The 16,622-nt window shown below is 69.8% G+C and carries 11 protein-coding genes; 6 read left to right on the top strand and 5 right to left on the bottom strand.

The genetic code is table 11. The features are described from left to right. Positions 1-114 precede the first annotated feature (114 nt). Genes E6O51_RS16780 through mmsB form a run of 5 tightly spaced genes read left to right on the top strand, consistent with a single transcriptional unit; the run spans position 115 to position 5,666 of the window. Positions 115-1,629 carry a CoA-acylating methylmalonate-semialdehyde dehydrogenase gene (locus E6O51_RS16780; protein ID WP_136386157.1) on the top strand — a complete coding sequence of 505 codons (1,515 nt, stop codon included), beginning with the start codon at positions 115-117 and terminating at the stop codon, positions 1,627-1,629. 19 nt (positions 1,630-1,648) lie between these two features. Next, the gene (locus tag E6O51_RS16775; protein WP_136386156.1) at positions 1,649-2,809 is read left to right on the top strand and encodes an acyl-CoA dehydrogenase family protein; all 1,161 of its coding nucleotides are present in this window, start codon (positions 1,649-1,651) and stop codon (positions 2,807-2,809) included. Beyond that, on the top strand, positions 2,806-3,594 hold the full coding sequence (locus E6O51_RS16770; protein ID WP_136386155.1) for an enoyl-CoA hydratase: 789 nt from the start codon (positions 2,806-2,808) through the stop codon (positions 3,592-3,594). Before E6O51_RS16775 ends, E6O51_RS16770 begins: the two co-directional genes overlap by 4 nt. Next, complete coding sequence (locus E6O51_RS16765; protein ID WP_230976825.1) at positions 3,591-4,736, top strand: enoyl-CoA hydratase/isomerase family protein; 1,146 nt, start codon at positions 3,591-3,593, stop codon at positions 4,734-4,736. Before E6O51_RS16770 ends, E6O51_RS16765 begins: the two co-directional genes overlap by 4 nt. 21 nt (positions 4,737-4,757) lie before the next feature. Continuing rightward, positions 4,758-5,666 (top strand): 3-hydroxyisobutyrate dehydrogenase, encoded by a 909-nt coding sequence (gene mmsB, locus E6O51_RS16760; protein ID WP_136386154.1) that lies wholly within the window; start codon positions 4,758-4,760, stop codon positions 5,664-5,666. Positions 5,667-5,714: 48 nt separating this feature from the next. Here mmsB and E6O51_RS16755 read toward each other — a convergent pair whose 3' ends face one another. Next, positions 5,715-7,025, bottom strand: a complete 1,311-nt coding sequence (locus E6O51_RS16755) for a sensor domain-containing diguanylate cyclase (RefSeq protein WP_136386153.1) — start codon at positions 7,023-7,025, stop codon at positions 5,715-5,717. Further along, positions 7,022-7,927, bottom strand: coding sequence for a LysR family transcriptional regulator (locus E6O51_RS16750; RefSeq protein ID WP_136386152.1), 906 nt, complete (start codon positions 7,925-7,927; stop codon positions 7,022-7,024). The genes E6O51_RS16755 and E6O51_RS16750 overlap by 4 nt, the downstream gene beginning before the upstream one ends. 111 nt (positions 7,928-8,038) lie before the next feature. Here E6O51_RS16750 and metE point away from each other — a divergent pair, with 111 nt between their 5' ends. Next, on the top strand, positions 8,039-10,321 hold the full coding sequence (metE, locus tag E6O51_RS16745) for a 5-methyltetrahydropteroyltriglutamate--homocysteine S-methyltransferase (protein WP_136386151.1): 2,283 nt from the start codon (positions 8,039-8,041) through the stop codon (positions 10,319-10,321). 105 nt (positions 10,322-10,426) lie between these two features. On the opposite strand, the gene E6O51_RS16740 is transcribed toward metE, so the two are convergent. Genes E6O51_RS16740 through atzF form a run of 3 tightly spaced genes read right to left on the bottom strand, consistent with a single transcriptional unit; the run spans position 10,427 to position 16,601 of the window. Beyond that, positions 10,427-11,134 carry a GntR family transcriptional regulator gene (locus E6O51_RS16740; protein ID WP_136386150.1) on the bottom strand — a complete coding sequence of 236 codons (708 nt, stop codon included), beginning with the start codon at positions 11,132-11,134 and terminating at the stop codon, positions 10,427-10,429. A 16-nt stretch (positions 11,135-11,150) separates the two neighbouring features. After that, positions 11,151-14,765, bottom strand: coding sequence for an urea carboxylase (gene uca / locus E6O51_RS16735; protein ID WP_136386149.1), 3,615 nt, complete (start codon positions 14,763-14,765; stop codon positions 11,151-11,153). 15 nt (positions 14,766-14,780) lie between these two features. Further along, entirely contained in the window at positions 14,781-16,601 is a 1,821-nt protein-coding gene (gene atzF / locus E6O51_RS16730; protein WP_136386148.1) for an allophanate hydrolase, read from the bottom strand. Positions 16,602-16,622 lie beyond the last annotated feature (21 nt).

The following is a 16,622-nucleotide window of genomic DNA, read 5'->3' as shown; positions in this document are numbered from 1 at the left end:
TTTCTCTTTTACATCAATAGCTTATTGATGATCCGGACGGCTGTAAATATGATGGCTCCGAGCGTGCCGGAAAGTCCCGCATGCCCCGCAGAAAACCGACCGAGGAGACACCCCGTGAGCCAAGCGCCCAACCCGAGCATTCCCACCGTCAAGCTGCTGATCGGCGGCGAATTCGTCGAATCGCGCACCACCGAATGGCGCGACGTGGTCAATCCCGCCACCCAGCAGGTGCTGGCGCGGGTGCCGATGGCCACCGCCGACGAACTGAACGCCGCGGTGGCGGCGGCGAAGAAGGCTTTCGCGAGCTGGCGCAGGACGCCCATCGGCGCCCGTGCGCGCATCTTCCTGAAGTACCAGCAACTGATCCGCGAACACATGAAGGAGGTGGCGGCGATCCTCACCGCCGAACAGGGCAAGACCCTGCCGGACGCCGAGGGCGACGTGTTCCGCGGCCTGGAGGTGGTGGAGCACGCCGCCAACATCGGCACGCTGCAACTGGGCGGGCTGGCCAACAATGTGGCCACCGGCGTCGACACCTACACCATGCTGCAGCCGATCGGCGTGTGCGCCGGCATCACGCCCTTCAACTTCCCGGCGATGATCCCGCTGTGGATGTTCCCGATGGCCATCGCCTGCGGCAACACCTTCGTGCTCAAACCCTCGGAGCAGGACCCGCTGTCCACCATGCGGCTGGTGGAACTGGCGCTGGAGGCCGGCATTCCGCCCGGCGTGCTCAACGTGGTGCACGGCGCGGCGGAGGTGGTGAACGGCCTCTGCGACCACCCGGACATCAAGGCAGTGTCCTTCGTCGGCTCGACCCGCGTCGGCACCCACGTCTACAACCGCGCCACGCTGGCCGGCAAGCGCGCCCAGTGCATGATGGGGGCGAAGAACCACGTCGTCGTGCTGCCGGACGCGCACAAGGAACAGACCCTCAATGCGCTGGCCGGCGCGGGCTTCGGCGCCGCCGGCCAGCGCTGCATGGCCTCGTCGGTGGTGGTGTTCGTCGGCGAATCGGCGCAATGGCTGCCGGAACTGGTCGAGCGTGCCCGCGCGCTCAAGGTGAATGCCGGCCACGAGCCGGGCGCCGACCTCGGCCCGGTGATCTCGCGCGCGGCCAGGGCGCGCATCCTCGAATTGATAGCCTCCGGCGTCGAACAGGGCGCCACGCTGGAACTGGACGGCCGCAACCCGCGCGTGCCCGGCTATGCCGACGGCAACTTCGTCGCGCCCACGCTGTTCTCCGGCGTCAAGCCCGGCATGCGCATCTACGACGAGGAAATCTTCGGCCCGGTGCTGTGCACGATGGCGGTCGAGTCGCTGGACGAGGCCATCGCGCTGATCAACGCCAATCCCAACGGCAACGGCACCGGCGTATTCACCCAGTCCGGCGCGGCCGCGCGCAAGTTCCAGGAAGAGATCGACGTCGGCCAGGTCGGCATCAACGTGCCCATCCCGGTGCCGGTGCCGCTGTTCTCCTTCACCGGCTCGCGCGCGTCCAAGCTCGGCGATCTGGGCCCCTACGGCAAACAGGTGATCCTGTTCTACACCCAGACCAAGACCATCACCGCGCGCTGGTTCGACGACGACGTGGTGGCGCCGGTGAATACCACCATCAGCCTCAAGTAAGCCGGCCCGGAGCATCGCCATGGACTTCGAACTGTCCGGAGACCAGCGCGCTTTCCGCGACACCGCGCGCGAATTCGCCCGGCGCGAGTTCGCGCCGCAGGCCGCGCGCTGGGACGCCGAAGGCATCTTTCCGGTGGACGCATTGCGCCATGCCGGCGAACTCGGCTTCTGCGGCCTCTACGCCCTGGCCGAGTACGGCGGCCTGGGCCTGCCGCGGCTGGACGCCAGCATCGTGTTCGAGGAACTGGCCGCCGCCTGCCCGTCCACTACCGCCTACCTCACCATCCACAACATGGCCGCCTGGATGGTGACCCGCTTCGCCCGGCCCGAGATCGCCGCCGAATGGGGGCCGCGGCTGGCCGCGGGCGAGGTGCTGGCCTCCTACTGCCTCACCGAGCCGGGCGCGGGTTCGGACGCCGCTTCGCTCACCACCCGGGCGCGGCGAGAGGGCGACCACTATGTGCTGGACGGTGCCAAGGCCTTCATCTCCGGCGCCGGTGCCACCGGCGCGCTGGTGGTCATGGCGCGCACCGGCGAGGCCGGCGCCAAGGGCATCTCCGCCTTCCTGGTGGCGGCCGGCAGCGACGGCATCACCTACGGCAAGAAGGAGCACAAGATGGGCTGGAACAGCCAGCCCACCCGCGCCATCACCTTCGACGGCGTGCGCGTGCCGGCCGCCCACCTGCTGGGCGAGGAAGGCGAGGGCTTCGCCATCGCCATGAAGGGGCTGGACGGCGGGCGCATCAACATCGCCACCTGCTCGGTGGGCGCGGCCCAGGGCGCGCTCGCCGCCGCGCTGGCCTACGTGCAGGAGCGGCGCCAGTTCGGCCGGCCGCTGGCGGATTTCCAGGCCCTGCAGTTCAAGCTCGCCGACATGGCCACCGAACTGGTCGCCGCGCGCCAGATGGTGCGGCTGGCCGCCAGCCGACTCGATGCCGGGGCGGCCGACGCCACGCTGTACTGCGCCATGGCCAAGCGCCTGGCCACCGACCTGGGCTTCGCCATCTGCAACGAGGCGCTGCAGATCCACGGCGGCTACGGCTACATCCGCGAATACCCGCTGGAACGCTACCTGCGCGACGCGCGGGTGCACCAGATCCTCGAAGGCACCAACGAGATCATGCGCGTCATCATCGCCCGCCGCATGCTCGCCAATCCCTCCACGGAGACCTTTCAATGAGCAAGCAGACCTACCCCGGCCTCGTACTGGAAAAGCAGGGCCACACGGCCATCCTCACGCTGGCCAACCCGCCCGCCAACACCTGGACCCAGGAAAGCCTCGCCGCGCTGGTCGAGGTGGTCGAGGCGCTCGACGTCGACCGCGAGATCTACAGCCTGGTGGTGACGGGCCAGGGCGAGAAGTTCTTCTCCGCCGGCGCCGACCTCAAGCTCTTCGCCAGTGGCGAGAGAGCCATCGCCGCCGGCATGGCGCACCATTTCGGCCGCGCCTTCGAGACCCTGGCTTCCTTCCGCGGCGTATCCATCGCCGCGATCAACGGCTACGCCATGGGCGGCGGGCTGGAATGCGCGCTGGCCTGCGATATCCGCGTGGCCGAGGAGCAGGCCGTGCTGGCCCTGCCGGAAGCCTCCGTGGGCCTGCTGCCCTGCGCCGGCGGCACCCAGTGGCTGCCGTGGATGGTGGGCGAGGGCTGGGCCAAGCGCCTGATCCTGTGCGGCGAGCGCCTGGACGCGGCCACCGCGCTGCGCATCCGGCTGGTGGAAGAGGTCACCGGGCGCGGCGAGGCGCTGGCGCGTGCGCTGGAACTGGCCCGCGGCGTGGAATACCAGAGCCCCACCAGCGTGGCCGCCTGCAAGCGCATGATCCAGAGCGCGCGCCACATGCCACCGGGCGAAGCCTTGCCGAGCGAGCGCGCCGCGTTCGTCAAGCTGTTCGACACCGCCGACCAGCGCGAGGGCGTCACCGCATTCCTCGAAAAACGCACGCCGATGTGGCGCAACGCATGAGGACCACGCACATGGACGACTGCGTGATCCTGCGCGACATCCCCACCGCCTGCGGGCGGCGCTTCGGCCATGCCACGCTGAACGCGCCTAAGAGCCTCAACGCCCTGTCGCTGGCGATGATAGACCGCCTGGCGCCGCAGCTCGACGCCTGGGCGGCCGACCCCGGCATCGTCGGCGTGCTGCTCGACGGCACGGGCGAAAAAGCCTTCTGCGCCGGCGGCGACGTGGCTGCGCTGTACCGCGCGATCAAGGCCGCGCCGGCGGGCGAAGCCGCTCCCGAGGCGGCAGCCTTCTTCGAGCGCGAATACCGCCTGGACTACCGCATCCACACCTTTCCCAAGCCGGTGCTGTGCTGGGGCCAGGGCATCGTCATGGGCGGCGGCATCGGCCTGATGGCGGGCGCCTCGCACCGCGTCGCCACGCCCACCACGCGCATGGCCATGCCGGAGATCGGCATCGGCCTGTACCCGGACGTGGGCGGAAGCTGGTTCCTGCGCCGCATGCCGGGGCGCACGGGCCTGTTCCTGGCGCTCACCGGCGCGCCGCTCAACGCCGCCGATGCGCGTTTCGCCGGGCTGGCGGACTTCATCGTCGCCGACGAGGAACGCGAACGCCTGCCCGGATTGCTCGCCGACACCCGCTGGGACGCGCCGGACGCGGCCGGCACCGGGGCGAACCATGCCCGCCTGGGCGCGCTGCTCGACCGCCTTGCGCTCGTCGACGGTGTGCCGGCATCGCCGCTGCGCGAACACTTCGACCGTATCGAGGCGCTGATCGGCCACGACGGCCTGGCCGGCATCGGCGCGCGCCTGACCGCGCTCGCCGCCGACGCGGACCCCTGGCTCGCCGCCGCCGGCAGGACCTTCGCCGGAGGGGCGCCCAGCTCCGCCCACCTCGCCTGGGCGCTGTGGCAGCGCGTGCCGCGGCTGTCGCTGGCCGAGGTCTTCCGCCTGGAATACCTGGTGTCGGTGGCCTGCACCGCGCACGGCGACTTCGCCGAGGGCGTGCGCGCGCTGCTGATCGACAAGGACCGCAAACCGCGCTGGCGCCATGCCAGCCTCGCCGAGGTTGGTGGGGGTTTCGTCGCCGACCACTTCCGCCCCCGTTTCACCGGCCCGCACCCGCTGGCCGATCTGGCCTGACACCCTAGAGGAGACACGGACATGAACGACCACACCATCGCCTTCATCGGCCTGGGCAACATGGGCGGACCGATGGCCGCCAACCTCGCCGGGGCCGGCCTCGCGGTGCAGGCCTTCGACCTCGACCCGGCCGCCTGCGCGCGCGTCGCCGAACACGGCGCCCGCATCGCCGAATCGGCCCGTGCCGCGGCGGAAGGGGCCGACGTGGTGATCAGCATGCTGCCCGCGAGCCGCCACGTCGAAGGGCTCTTCCTCGGCAGCGGCGGGGAGCCGGGGCTGCTCGCCGGGCTCGCCGCCGGCACCCTGGTCATCGACTGCAGCACCATCGCCCCCGCCAGCGCGCAGAAGCTCGCGCAGGCCGGCCGCGCAGGCGGCATCGCGGTGCTCGATGCGCCGGTGTCGGGCGGGACCGCGGGCGCGGCCGCCGGCACGCTGACCTTCATGATCGGCGGCGATGCCGCCGACCTCGCCCGCGCCGAACCGCTGCTGCGCCACATGGGGCGCAACCTCTTCCACGCCGGCGGCGCGGGTGCCGGCCAGGCCGCCAAGCTGTGCAACAACATGCTGCTCGGCATCCTGATGATCGGCACCGGCGAGGCGCTGTCCCTGGGCGAGGCGCTCGGGCTGGACCCGGCCGTGCTGTCGGGCATCATGCAGAAAAGCTCGGGCGCCAACTGGGTGCTGGAGAAGTACAACCCGGTGCCGGGCGTGATGGAAGGCGTGCCGGCCTCGCGCGGCTACAGCGGCGGCTTCGGCACCGACCTGATGCTGAAGGATCTCGGCCTCGCGGCCGAGGCGGCCATCGCCAGCCGGACGCCCGTGCTGCTCGGCGGGCTGGCCGGGTCGCTCTATGCCGCCCACAGCCGCGCCGGGCAGGGCGGGCTGGATTTTTCGAGCATCATCGGCCTGCTGCGGCCGCGGGGGGCCTGATCCCCGATGCCCGGGGCGGACCCGCCAGTCCGGGTATCGCCTCCGGTTTCAGGCCGCCGCGGATTCGTCAAAGAAACAGAAGGTATTCTTACCGGCGGCTTTCGCCGCGTAGAGGGCTTGGTCGGCACAGGACAGCAGCACGGCGGGGGGCTGCCCGATTTCCGCCAGGCACGCGATACCGATGCTGAGGCCGATGGAGATCTCCGTTTCCTCGTACCGAAAAGGTTTGGTCAAGGAGGCGATCAGGCGCTCGGCCAGACAAGCCGCTTCCGAGCCGTCCATTTCGAGAAGCGCGGCGAATTCGTCCCCGCCCAGGCGCGCCACGACATCCCCGGCCCGCACGAGGGAGCGAAAGCGTGCGGCCGCCTCGCGCAATACGGCATCGCCGGCCTGGTGCCCCAGTTGGTCATTGACGAGTTTGAAGCCGTCCAGGTCCATATAGAAAATCGTGAAACGCTGGTTGGTTTTCCGGATTCTTTCCGCGAGCCTCGCGAGGTAGCGTTCGAAAAACGTCCGATTCGGTAGCCCCGTGAGCTGGTCATGGGACGCAAGATGCTCCAGTCGCGCTTCCAGTTCCTTTCTGCGGCCGATTTCGCGCACCGATGTGACATAGCCGTCCGGCTCCCCCGTGAAAGGATCGTGCGTGAGGCGGATTGCCGCCTCCATCCAGATCCATGAGCCACTCTTGTGCCGCTGGCGCAATTCGATCCTGGCATTCTTTCTGTGCCCATCGCGTATTTCCCGCATGAGGGCGCCGAAGGCCGGCTTGTCGTCGGGGTGGGTGATGTCGATGGCTTGCTGGCCGAGGAGTTCTTCCGGTGCATATCCCAGCAACTCCTGGACGGACGGCGATACATACAGTCGCTTGCCGTTGAGGTCGCCGCGCACGATGGTATCTGTCGATGCCTCGGCGAGCAGGCGGAACAGGGATTCCCGTTTCGCCGCATCGCGGGCGGTTCTCGCGAGACGGCAGCACTGGCCGGCCATTTCCGCGAGGTCTTGCAGCAACCGCATCTTGTCGGGCGCGAGGATGCGCGCGCGGGTATCAAACAGGGCAAGCCGCCCGATTTCAGCCGATCCAAAGGAAATGCCGGCAATGAAACGCACTCCGGGACTGCCGGCCACGTAGGGCAGACTGGAATAGTCGGCACTTGCCAAGGTATCGCCGACCACCAGCACCGGCGCCTCCCAGCCAGGGCAGCCCTCGAACGCGGCCGCGAAATCCCACTCCGGCCTGTTCACGTCGCCGGCAAGGTCGATCCAGTGAATGCCACTGCCTTGCATGCAGATGGAAGCGGCAGAAACGTCGAACAGGGCCCGGGCCGTTCTGCAAAGCGCGTCAAAAGGAAGTTCAGTCATATGAATCGATGTTCCCGGCTTTTCGGCTGGCGCGCCAGCTCGATGAAGGCCGCGAGGTAGTCGATGCCGGTGTCGGACTCGCGGGCGCCCAGGAATATCTGCTTGGCAATGCCCTCGCGCCCCAGACGCAGCGGGACGATCTCCATCCTTTGCGCGTACTCCTCCACCAGCCAGCGCGGCAGCGCCGCCACGCCCCGGCCGCTGGCCACCATCTGCAGCATGATGTCGGTGGTCTCGATGATCTTGTGCCGCCGCGGCGCGATGCCGGCCGGCACCAGGAACTGCTGGTAGATGTCGAGCCGCTCGATTTCCACCGGGTAGGTGATCAACACCTCCGGCGCCAGTTGCGCCGGCTCCACGTATGCCGCGGTGGCCAGGGGATGGCGGCGGCCCACCACCAGCACCTGCTCGTAGTCGAACACCGGCTCGAAAGAGAGGCCCGGCTTGTACAGCGGGTCCGGCGTCACCAGCAGGTCGATCTCGTAGCCGAACAGCGCGCCGATGCCGCCGAACTGGAATTTCTGCTTCACGTCCACATCCACGTCGGGCCAGCGCGCCAGATAGGGCGACACCACCTTCAGCAGCCACTGGTAGCACGGATGGCATTCCATGCCGATGCGCAGTGTGCCGCGCTCGCCCAGGGCGTACTGGCGGATGCGCGCTTCGGCCAAATCCAGTTGCGGCAGGACCCGGTTGGCGACCGCAAGCAGGTATTCACCGGCCTGGGTCAGCCGCAGCCGGCGCCCTTCGCGCAGCCAGATGTCGGTGCCGAGCTGCTGTTCCAGCTTCTTCATGGTGTGGCTGAGCGCCGACTGGGTCAGGCAGAGCACGCCGGCCGCGGCGGTCAGCGACCCCTGCCGGTCCACTTCCCGGACGATGGTCAGGTGCATCCTTTCAAGCATGGCAATCCATGAATGCTATCGATCGATTGTTGAAATAACACCATTTTACGTCATGGACAATCCTCTCTACGATCCGCCCCGACACGTACCCGACGGAATGAGGATCACATCATGGCAAGGACGCACAACCTCGGCTTTCCCCGCATCGGCGCGCAGCGCGAGCTGAAGTTCGCGCTGGAGTCCTACTGGAAAGGGCAATCCACGCGCGACGAATTGAAGGCGGAGGGCGCCCGCCTGCGCCGGCGCCACTGGCAGGACCAGGCCGGGCTCGATCTGGTGCCGGTGGGCGATTTCGCCTTCTACGACCAGGTGCTGGACATGAGCTTCACGCTGGGCAACCTGCCCGAGCGCGTGCAGGGCTTCCACGGCGATGCGTTGGACAACTACTTCCGCGTCGCCCGCGGTAGGTCGGCGGAGGAACATGCCCAGTGCTGCGGCGGCGTGGCCGCCGGCGAAATGACCAAGTGGTTCGATACCAACTACCACTACATCGTCCCGGAATTCACCGCCGCCACCGAGTTCAGGCTGGATGCCTCGCGCCTGCTGGAGCAACTGGACGAAGCGCGGGCGCAGGGCGTGAAGGCCAAGCCGGTGATCGTCGGCCCGGTGACGTATCTGGCGCTCGGCAAGGCCAAGGACGATTCGGACCGGCTGGCGCTGCTCCCGCGCCTGCTGCCCGTGTATGCCGAACTGCTGGAAACGCTGGCCGCGCAGGGTGTCGAATGGGTGCAGATCGACGAGCCGCTGCTGGTCACCGAACTCGACGCCGACTGGCAGCATGCCTTCAATACCGCCTACCACCACTTGAAGAGCAGCCGCGTCAAGCTGCTGCTGGCGACCTATTTCGGCCAACTGGCGGAGAACCAGTACCTCGCCGCCAACCTGCCGGTGGCGGGTTTGCACATCGACGCGATCAACGGCCGCGACGACATCGTGCCGCTGCTGAACCTGCTGCCCTCGCACAAGGTGCTGTCGCTGGGCGTCATCAACGGCCGCAACATCTGGAAGACCGACCTCGACGCCGTGCTGGACTGGCTGGAGCCGCTGGCCGAGCGCCTCGACGACCGCCTGTGGATCGCGCCGTCGTGCTCCCTGCTGCACGTGCCGGTCGATCTCGCCAGCGAGCACACGCTGGATGCCGGGATCACCTCATGGCTGGCCTTCGCCCTGCAGAAGCTGGACGAGCTCAAGCTGCTGGCCACCGCGCTGAACCAGGGACGTGCGGCCGTCGCTGCCGAACTGGCCGCCAACCGGGCCGCCGTCGATGCACGCCGCAGTTCGCCCCGGGTCCACAACCCGGCGGTGCAAGCCGCGCTGGCGGCCGTCACCTCCGCCCTGGGCCGGCGCCACAGCCCCTACCCGGTGCGCGCGGCTAGGCAGGCGGCCCTGCTGAAGCTGCCGCCCTATCCGACCACAACCATCGGCTCCTTCCCGCAGACCGCGGAAATCCGCCAGGCGCGCAGCCGCTACAAGGCCGGCGAGCTGGACGAAGCGGGCTACAAGGCCGCCATGCGGGCCGAGATCGCCCGCAGCGTGCGCGAGCAGGAGGCCCTGGGGCTGGACGTGCTGGTGCACGGCGAAGCCGAGCGCAACGACATGGTGGAGTACTTCGGCGAACAGCTCGACGGCTACGCCTTCAGCCAGTTCGGCTGGGTGCAATCCTACGGCTCGCGCTGCGTCAAGCCGCCCATCCTGTTCGGCGACATCAGCCGCCCCCGGCCGATGACCGTGGACTGGATCACCTACGCCCAGTCGCTCACCGGCAAGCCGATGAAGGGCATGCTCACCGGCCCGGTGACCCTCCTCAACTGGTCCTTCGTGCGCGACGACCAGCCGCGCTCGGCGTCGTGCACCCAGCTCGCCCTGGCGATCCGCGAGGAAGTGCTGGACCTGGAGAAGGCTGGCATGCGCGTGATCCAGATCGACGAGGCGGCCTTGCGCGAGGGGCTGCCGCTGCGCAGGTCGCAGTGGAAGGATTACCTGGACTGGGCGGTCGAATCCTTCCGCATCACTGCCAACGGCGTGGCCGACGAAACGCAGATCCACACCCACATGTGCTACTCGGAGTTCAACGACATCATCGCGTCGATCGCCGGCATGGACGCCGACGTCATCACCATCGAGACATCCCGGTCCGACATGGAACTGCTCGACGCCTTCGACGACTTCAAGTACCCCAACGAGATCGGCCCGGGCGTGTACGACATCCATTCGCCCAACATCCCGGCCACGGCGCACATCGTGCAACTCATGCGGAAGGCCGCCGAGCGCATCCCGGCGCAGCGGCTGTGGGTGAATCCCGACTGCGGGCTGAAGACGCGGCAGTGGTCCGAGGTCATTCCCGCGCTCACCAACATGGTCGCGGCCGCCCGGACACTGCGCGCCTCGACCTGAGCACCGCCGTGGGGGCATGCCGTTCCGGCCGCAAGCTGCCCGGAACGGCTCGCTTGACGCCGAAACGCGGCACTGATTTCCTGAACGGGAATGCGCGGGGGACGGTCAGCCGCCCGCGGCCGCCGCGCGGCGGATCTCCGACAGGCGGTGCAGGGTGATCTTGCGCACTTCGACGCGGCTCGTCTCGATGTGCGCGCGCAGCCGTTGTTCGCCCTGGGCGGCGTCGCCCGCGCCCAGCGCCGCGAGGATGGCGGCGTGCTCGTCGTAGGTGGCGGTGACGCGGGCCGGTTCGGTGAAGTCCAGGCGGCGGACGATGCGGATCTTGTCGCTCAGTTCCCGGTGCACGCGCGCCATCTCGGCATTGCCGGCGGCTTCGACGAGGCCCAGGTGGAAGGCTTCGTCCAGCGCGGCCACCACGGCCGGGTCGGTCAGGCGGTCGGCGGGCGGCACCTGCCAGATTGCGGTGAGCGCCGCCAGCGCTGCGCCGGGCGCGCCGCCCTCGCACAGTTTGCGGGCAGCGGCGCACTCCAGCACGATGCGCAGCTCGTAACAGGCGTCGATGTGCCCGAAGTCGATGGGCCGCACCTGCCAGCCATTGCGGAAACGCACTTCCAGCAGGCCCTCGCGCTGCAGGCGGTAGAGCGCCTGACGCACCGGCGTGCGGCTGGCGCCGCTGCGGGCGGCGACTTCGTTTTCGGTGAAGCGGTCGCCCGGCAGCAGGCGGAAATCGAAGATGTCCGCCTTGAGCCGCGCATAGACGCGGTCGGCGAGGCTGTCGGGGCGGTCCGCGTCGGGCGTGGCGGCACGTGGCATGGCGGGCTGGGGTGGATCAGTCGATGTAGAGCAGCTTATCACCGACGTTCACCGGCGTGCCCGCCCGGCAGCGCAGCACGCCGACCGTGCCGGACGCGGGCGCGTTCACCGCCAGTTCCATCTTCATCGCCTCGACGATCACCAGCGGCTGGCCGGCCTCCACCCGCTGGCCGGGCTCGACGAGGATCTTCCACACGTTGCCGCACATCTCCGCCACCACGGCCTCGCCGCTGGCCTCGCCGTGGGCTTCGTCCGCGGCCGGCGGCGCGTCGTTCACGCTCGCTTCGCTGGCCTGCCAGTGCGCCACTTCGGCGGTGAAGGCGGCCTGCTGGCGGGCCTTGAAGGCGTCGATGCCGGCGGCGTGTTCGGCGAGGAAGGCGCGGTAGGCGGCGAAATCGAACACGTCCTCGTCGATGCGCACGCCGGCGCGGCCGTCGCGGAAGTCCGCGCGCAGCGCGTCCAGTTCGGCCTCGCTCACCGGGTAGAAGCGCACCTGGTCGAAGAAGCGCAGCAGCCACGGTTTGCCGTCGGCGAAGGACGGGTTGACCACGTGCTTGTTCCAGATCGGCAGGGTGCGGCCGACGAGTTGGTAGCCGCCGGGCGAATCCATGCCGTAGATGCACATGTACACGCCGCCGATGCCCACGGTGCCTTCGGCGGTGAAGGTGCGCGCCGGGTTGTACTTGGAGGTGAGCAGCCGATGGCGCGGGTCCAGCGGCACCGCGCAGGGCGCGCCGAGGTAGACGTCGCCCAGGCCCATGACCAGGTAGCTGGCCGAGAACACGGTGTCGCGCACCGCCTCGCGGTCGGGCAGGCCATTGATGCGGCGGATGAAGTCCACGTTGTTGGGCAGCCACGGGGCCTCGGCGCGCACGGTCTCGCGGTAGCGCGCCACCGCGCCCAGCGTGGCGGAATCCTCGAAGGCCATCGGCAGATGGACGATGCGGGTGGGAATCTTGAGCGACTCCACGTCCGGCAGGCCGTCTTCGATGGCGAGCAGGCGGTCGAGCAGGGCGCGCTGGGCGATGCGCCGGCCGTCGTAGCGCACCTGCAGGGAGCGCACGCCCGGCGACAGTTCGTCGACGCCGTCGATGTGCGCGGCGGCGATGGCTTCCATCATCAGATGCACGCGCAGGCGCAGGGCGATGTCGAGCACGTTGTCGCCGTATTCCAGCAGCAGGTAGCCGTCGCCGGCCTGGCGGTAGGCGATGGCCGGGTGGTGGCCGTTGGCGGGCCGGGCGGCGAGCACGGTGGCCGACGCGCCGTTCGCCGGGGCGAGCGATGGCGCGGGCAGCGTCGGGGCAGGGCGTGCCGAGAGGCTGGCCAGCGCGGCGTCCTGCGCGGCTTCGAGCGCGGCGGCCTCGTCCCAGGAGATGGGGTGGAAGCGGATGCGGTCGCCGGGGCGCAACTGGCCGACCTTCCACAGTTCGGCGCGGGCGACGGTCACGGGGCAGACGAAGCCGCCCAGGCTGGGGCCGTCGCAGGTGAGGATCACCGGGAAGTCGCCGGTGAAGTTGATCGCGCCGATGGCGTATTCGCAGTCGTGCACGTTGGAGGGGTGCAGGCCGGCCTCGCCGCCGTCGCTGCGCGTCCATTGCGGCTTGGGGCCGACCAGGCGCACGCCGAGGCGGTTGGAGTTGTAGTGCACCTCCCAGGCGGTGTCGAAAAAGCCGGCGATGGACGCCTCGGTGAAGAAGTCCGGCGCGCCGTGGGGGCCGTAGAGCACGCCGATCCGCCACTCGCGGCCGTAGGCCGGGATCAGTTCTGCCGGCAGCGGCGCGGGCGCGGAGACCGGCGCGGGCGTGGTGGAGGCTGGCAGCGCCGGATCGGCCAGCGCCAGCATGTCGCCGTGGCGCAGGGTGCGCCCGCCGTGGCCGCCGAACTGGCCCAGAACGAAGGTGGAGCGACTGCCGAGGTAGAGCGGCGCGTCGATGCCGTTGCGTACCACCAGGTAGCCGCGACAGCCCGAGGTGGTCTTGCCCACGTCTAGCACTTGGCCGGCCTTCACCGCCACCGGCGTCCACATGGGCAGCAACTCGCCGTCCAGCGTGGCTGGGCTGCATGCGCCGGCCAGCGCGATCAGCGCGTCGCCGTGAAAGCGCAGTTTTGGCCCCACCAGCGTGTATTCCAGCCCGGCCGCCGCGGCGTGGTTGCCGACGATACGGTTGGCGAGGCGGAAGGCGTAGTCGTCCATCGGCCCGGAGGGCGGCACGCCGATGTGCCAGTAGCCCATGCGGCCCGGATAGTCCTGCACGCTGGTCCAGGTGCCGGGTTCGAGCACTTCCACGACTTGTGGGTGATAGGCGAAGCCGTCGAGGACGCGGGTGTGCATGGTCCCGGTGGCGAAGGCCGGCGCGGCGACGATGGCGCGCAGGTAGTCCAGGTTGCAGGCGATGCCGTGGATGCGGGTGGCGCCCAGTGCGGCGGCGAGCTTGGCGCGGGCGTCCTCGCGGTCCTCGCCGTGGACGATGAGCTTGGCCATCAACGGGTCGTACCAGGCGGTGATCTCGGTGCCGGTCTCGACCCAGCCGTCCACGCGCACGCCTTCCGGGAAGGCGACCTCGGTGAGCACGCCGGGCGAGGGCTGGAAATTCTTCACCGGGTCTTCGGCGTAGAGCCGTACTTCCATCGCCGCGCCGCGCGGCGGGCGGGACAGGGCCGCCCAGTCCACCGCGTCGCCCGCGGCCACGCGCAGCATGCATTCGATCAGGTCCGCGCCCGTGACCATTTCCGTGACTGGGTGCTCCACCTGCAGGCGGGTGTTCACTTCGAGGAAGTAGAAGGCGTCGCGCACGGCGTCGTAGATGAACTCGACGGTGCCGGCCGAACGGTAGCCCACCGATTCGCCCAGTTGCACGGCGGCGGCGTGCAGCGCGCGGCGGGTGGCCTCGGGCAGGCCGGGCGCCGGCGTTTCCTCGATGACCTTCTGGTTGCGGCGCTGGATGGAGCAGTCGCGCTCGCCCAGGGCGACGACCTTGCCTTGGCCGTCGCCGAAAATCTGTACCTCGACGTGGCGGGCATGGTCCACGCAGCGTTCGACGAAGGCGCCGCCGTCCTTGAAGAAGTGTTCGCCCAGGCGCTGCACGCTGGCGAAGGCGGCCTGCAGTTCGGCCGCGTCGGCGCAGCGCGACAGGCCGATGCCGCCGCCGCCCGCGGTGCTCTTGAGCATCACCGGGTAGCCGATGCGCCCGGCTTCGCGCTGCGCTTCGTCCAGGCTGGCGAGCAGGCCGCTGCCCGGCGTCATCGGCACGCCCGCGACGGCGGCCAGTTCGCGGGCGCGGTGCTTGAGGCCGAATTCGCGGATCTGGTGGGGCGTGGGGCCGATGAAGGCGAGCCCGGCGGCTTCGCAGGCGTCGGCGAAGTCCGCGCTTTCGGACAGGAAGCCGTAGCCGGGGTAGATGGCCTGGGCGCCGCTTTCCCGCGCGGCAGCGAGGATGCGTTCGGTGGCGAGGTAGCTGTCGGCGGCTTTGTCGCCGCCGAGCGCGATGGCCTGGTCGGCCAGGCGCACGTGGGCGGCGTTGCGGTCGGGGTCGGAATACACCGCCACGCTCTTCACGCCGAGGCGCTTGAGCGTGCGGATGGCGCGCACGGCGATCTCGCCGCGGTTGGCGATCAGTACGGTATGGAACATCGGATTTCCCCTGGATCAGTCGTTCTTTTTCAGGCTGGCGAGATAGGCGCGCCAGCCGCCGAATTCGGTGATGTCGCGCGCGCCTTCCAGCCCGCGTGCTTCGCAGATGAAGCCCTTGACCTCGCGGCCGTCGGCCAGGCTGAGCGTGCCGATGCCCAGCGGCGGCGGAATCTCGGCGACGAAGCTGCCGAAGGCGGCCAGCGGCACGTCCCACAGTTCCACCTCGATGGCGGCGCCTGCCTGCGCCTTCGCCAGCCCCGGCTTGGGCGGCACCGTGCCGGCCAGCGCGTACAGGCGGTAGTCGGCGCTGGTGTGGGTGCGTTCGACGAAGGCGGCGCGGCGCGAGCTGAGCTGGTGGTTGAGCGGCATGCCGCTGAGGTGGGCGCCGACCACCGCCAGGCGGACGACGCCGGCCGCGGGCGGCGTGAGGGACCGGGCTGCCGCGGGGTGCCCGGTGGCGCCCAGCGGCGGCGCCATTTCGGCTTCCCAGCGGCGGCCGAAGTCGGCCAGCGCGCGGTCGTGCCAGGCCGGTGCGATCAGCGTGATGCCGGCGGGCAGGCCGTCCTCGCGCATGCCAGCGGGCAGCGCCAGCGCAGCCAGGTCGGCGAGGTTGGTGAAGTTGGTGTAGGTGCCCAGGCGCGAATTGAGCCACAGCGGGTCGGCTTCGACCTCGGCGATGGTGTAGATGGTCGGCGTGCTCGGCACCACCAGCGCGTCGACCTGTGCCAGCACGGCGGCGATGCGCTGCGCCAGTGCGGCGCGGCGGTATTCGGCTTTGAAAGTGTCGGCGGCGCTGTAGGCGCGGCCGCCCTCGACGATGCCGCGCACCACGGGGTGCATGGCTTCCGGGTGGGCGGCCAGCGTCGCCTCCACCGCCACCAGGCGCTCGGCCACCCACGGCCCCTGGTAGAGCAGGGCGGCGAGTTCGGCAAAGGGAGAGAAATCGATGGGCACGAGTTCAGCGCCGCAATGCTTCAGTTCGCCCAGGGCGCGCTCGAATGCGGCAGCCGCTTTCGCGTCGCCGAAGAACTCGGGGCTGGCCGGCACCGCGAGGCGCGGCGCGGGCGGCAGCGCGGCCGGCGCGTCAGCGGGGAAGGCGCGGGAGTAGGGATCGCCAGCATCGCTGCCGCCGGCCAGTTCGGCGACTTGCGCCGCGTCGGAGACGGTCAGCGCGAACACCGACACGCAGTCCAGCGTGCGGCAGGCCGGCACCACGCCGGCGGTGGATAGCCAGCCGCGGCTGGGCTTGAGGCCGACGATGTTGTTGAACGCCGCTGGCACGCGGCCGGAGCCGGCGGTGTCGGTGCCGAGCGAAAACGGCACCAGGCCGCGCGCCACCACCGAAGCCGATCCGGAACTGGAACCGCCCGAGACGTAGGCGGGATCGAAGCTGTTGGGCACCGCGCCGTGGGGCGAGCGCACGCCGACCAGGCCGGTGGCGAACTGGTCCAGGTTGGTCTTGCCGACCACGATGGCGCCGGCCGCCCTCAAGCGCGCGACCACGCCCGCATCCTTCTTGGCCACGTAGGCGAAGGCCGGGCAGGCGGCGGTGGTGGGCCAGCCGGCCACGTCGATGTTGTCCTTGACCGCGAAGGGCACGCCGTACAGGGGCAGCTTCGCGGTGTCGCCGCCCACTTCCGCCAGCCGCGCCGCCAGCGCCTGGAGCTGGGCCTGCAGGCGCTGCGGATCGAGGCAGGCGATCCATGCCGGGTCGTCCGTCGGCAGGTCGAGAAAGGGCGCAAGCACTTCGGCCACCGGACGGCCGTTGCGGTACAGCGCCCGCCACTCGTCCAAAGTCGTGGCGGGGGACGGTATCGTGGAACGGCTTGCCTGCATGATGGATTCCTCTTGTATACA

Origin of the sequence: Pseudothauera rhizosphaerae, assembly GCF_004801305.1 — a bacterium.
Taxonomy (GTDB): domain Bacteria; phylum Pseudomonadota; class Gammaproteobacteria; order Burkholderiales; family Rhodocyclaceae; genus Pseudothauera; species Pseudothauera rhizosphaerae.
Note: the sequence above shows the minus strand (reverse complement) of the source record. Positions and strands in the feature narration are given on the sequence as shown.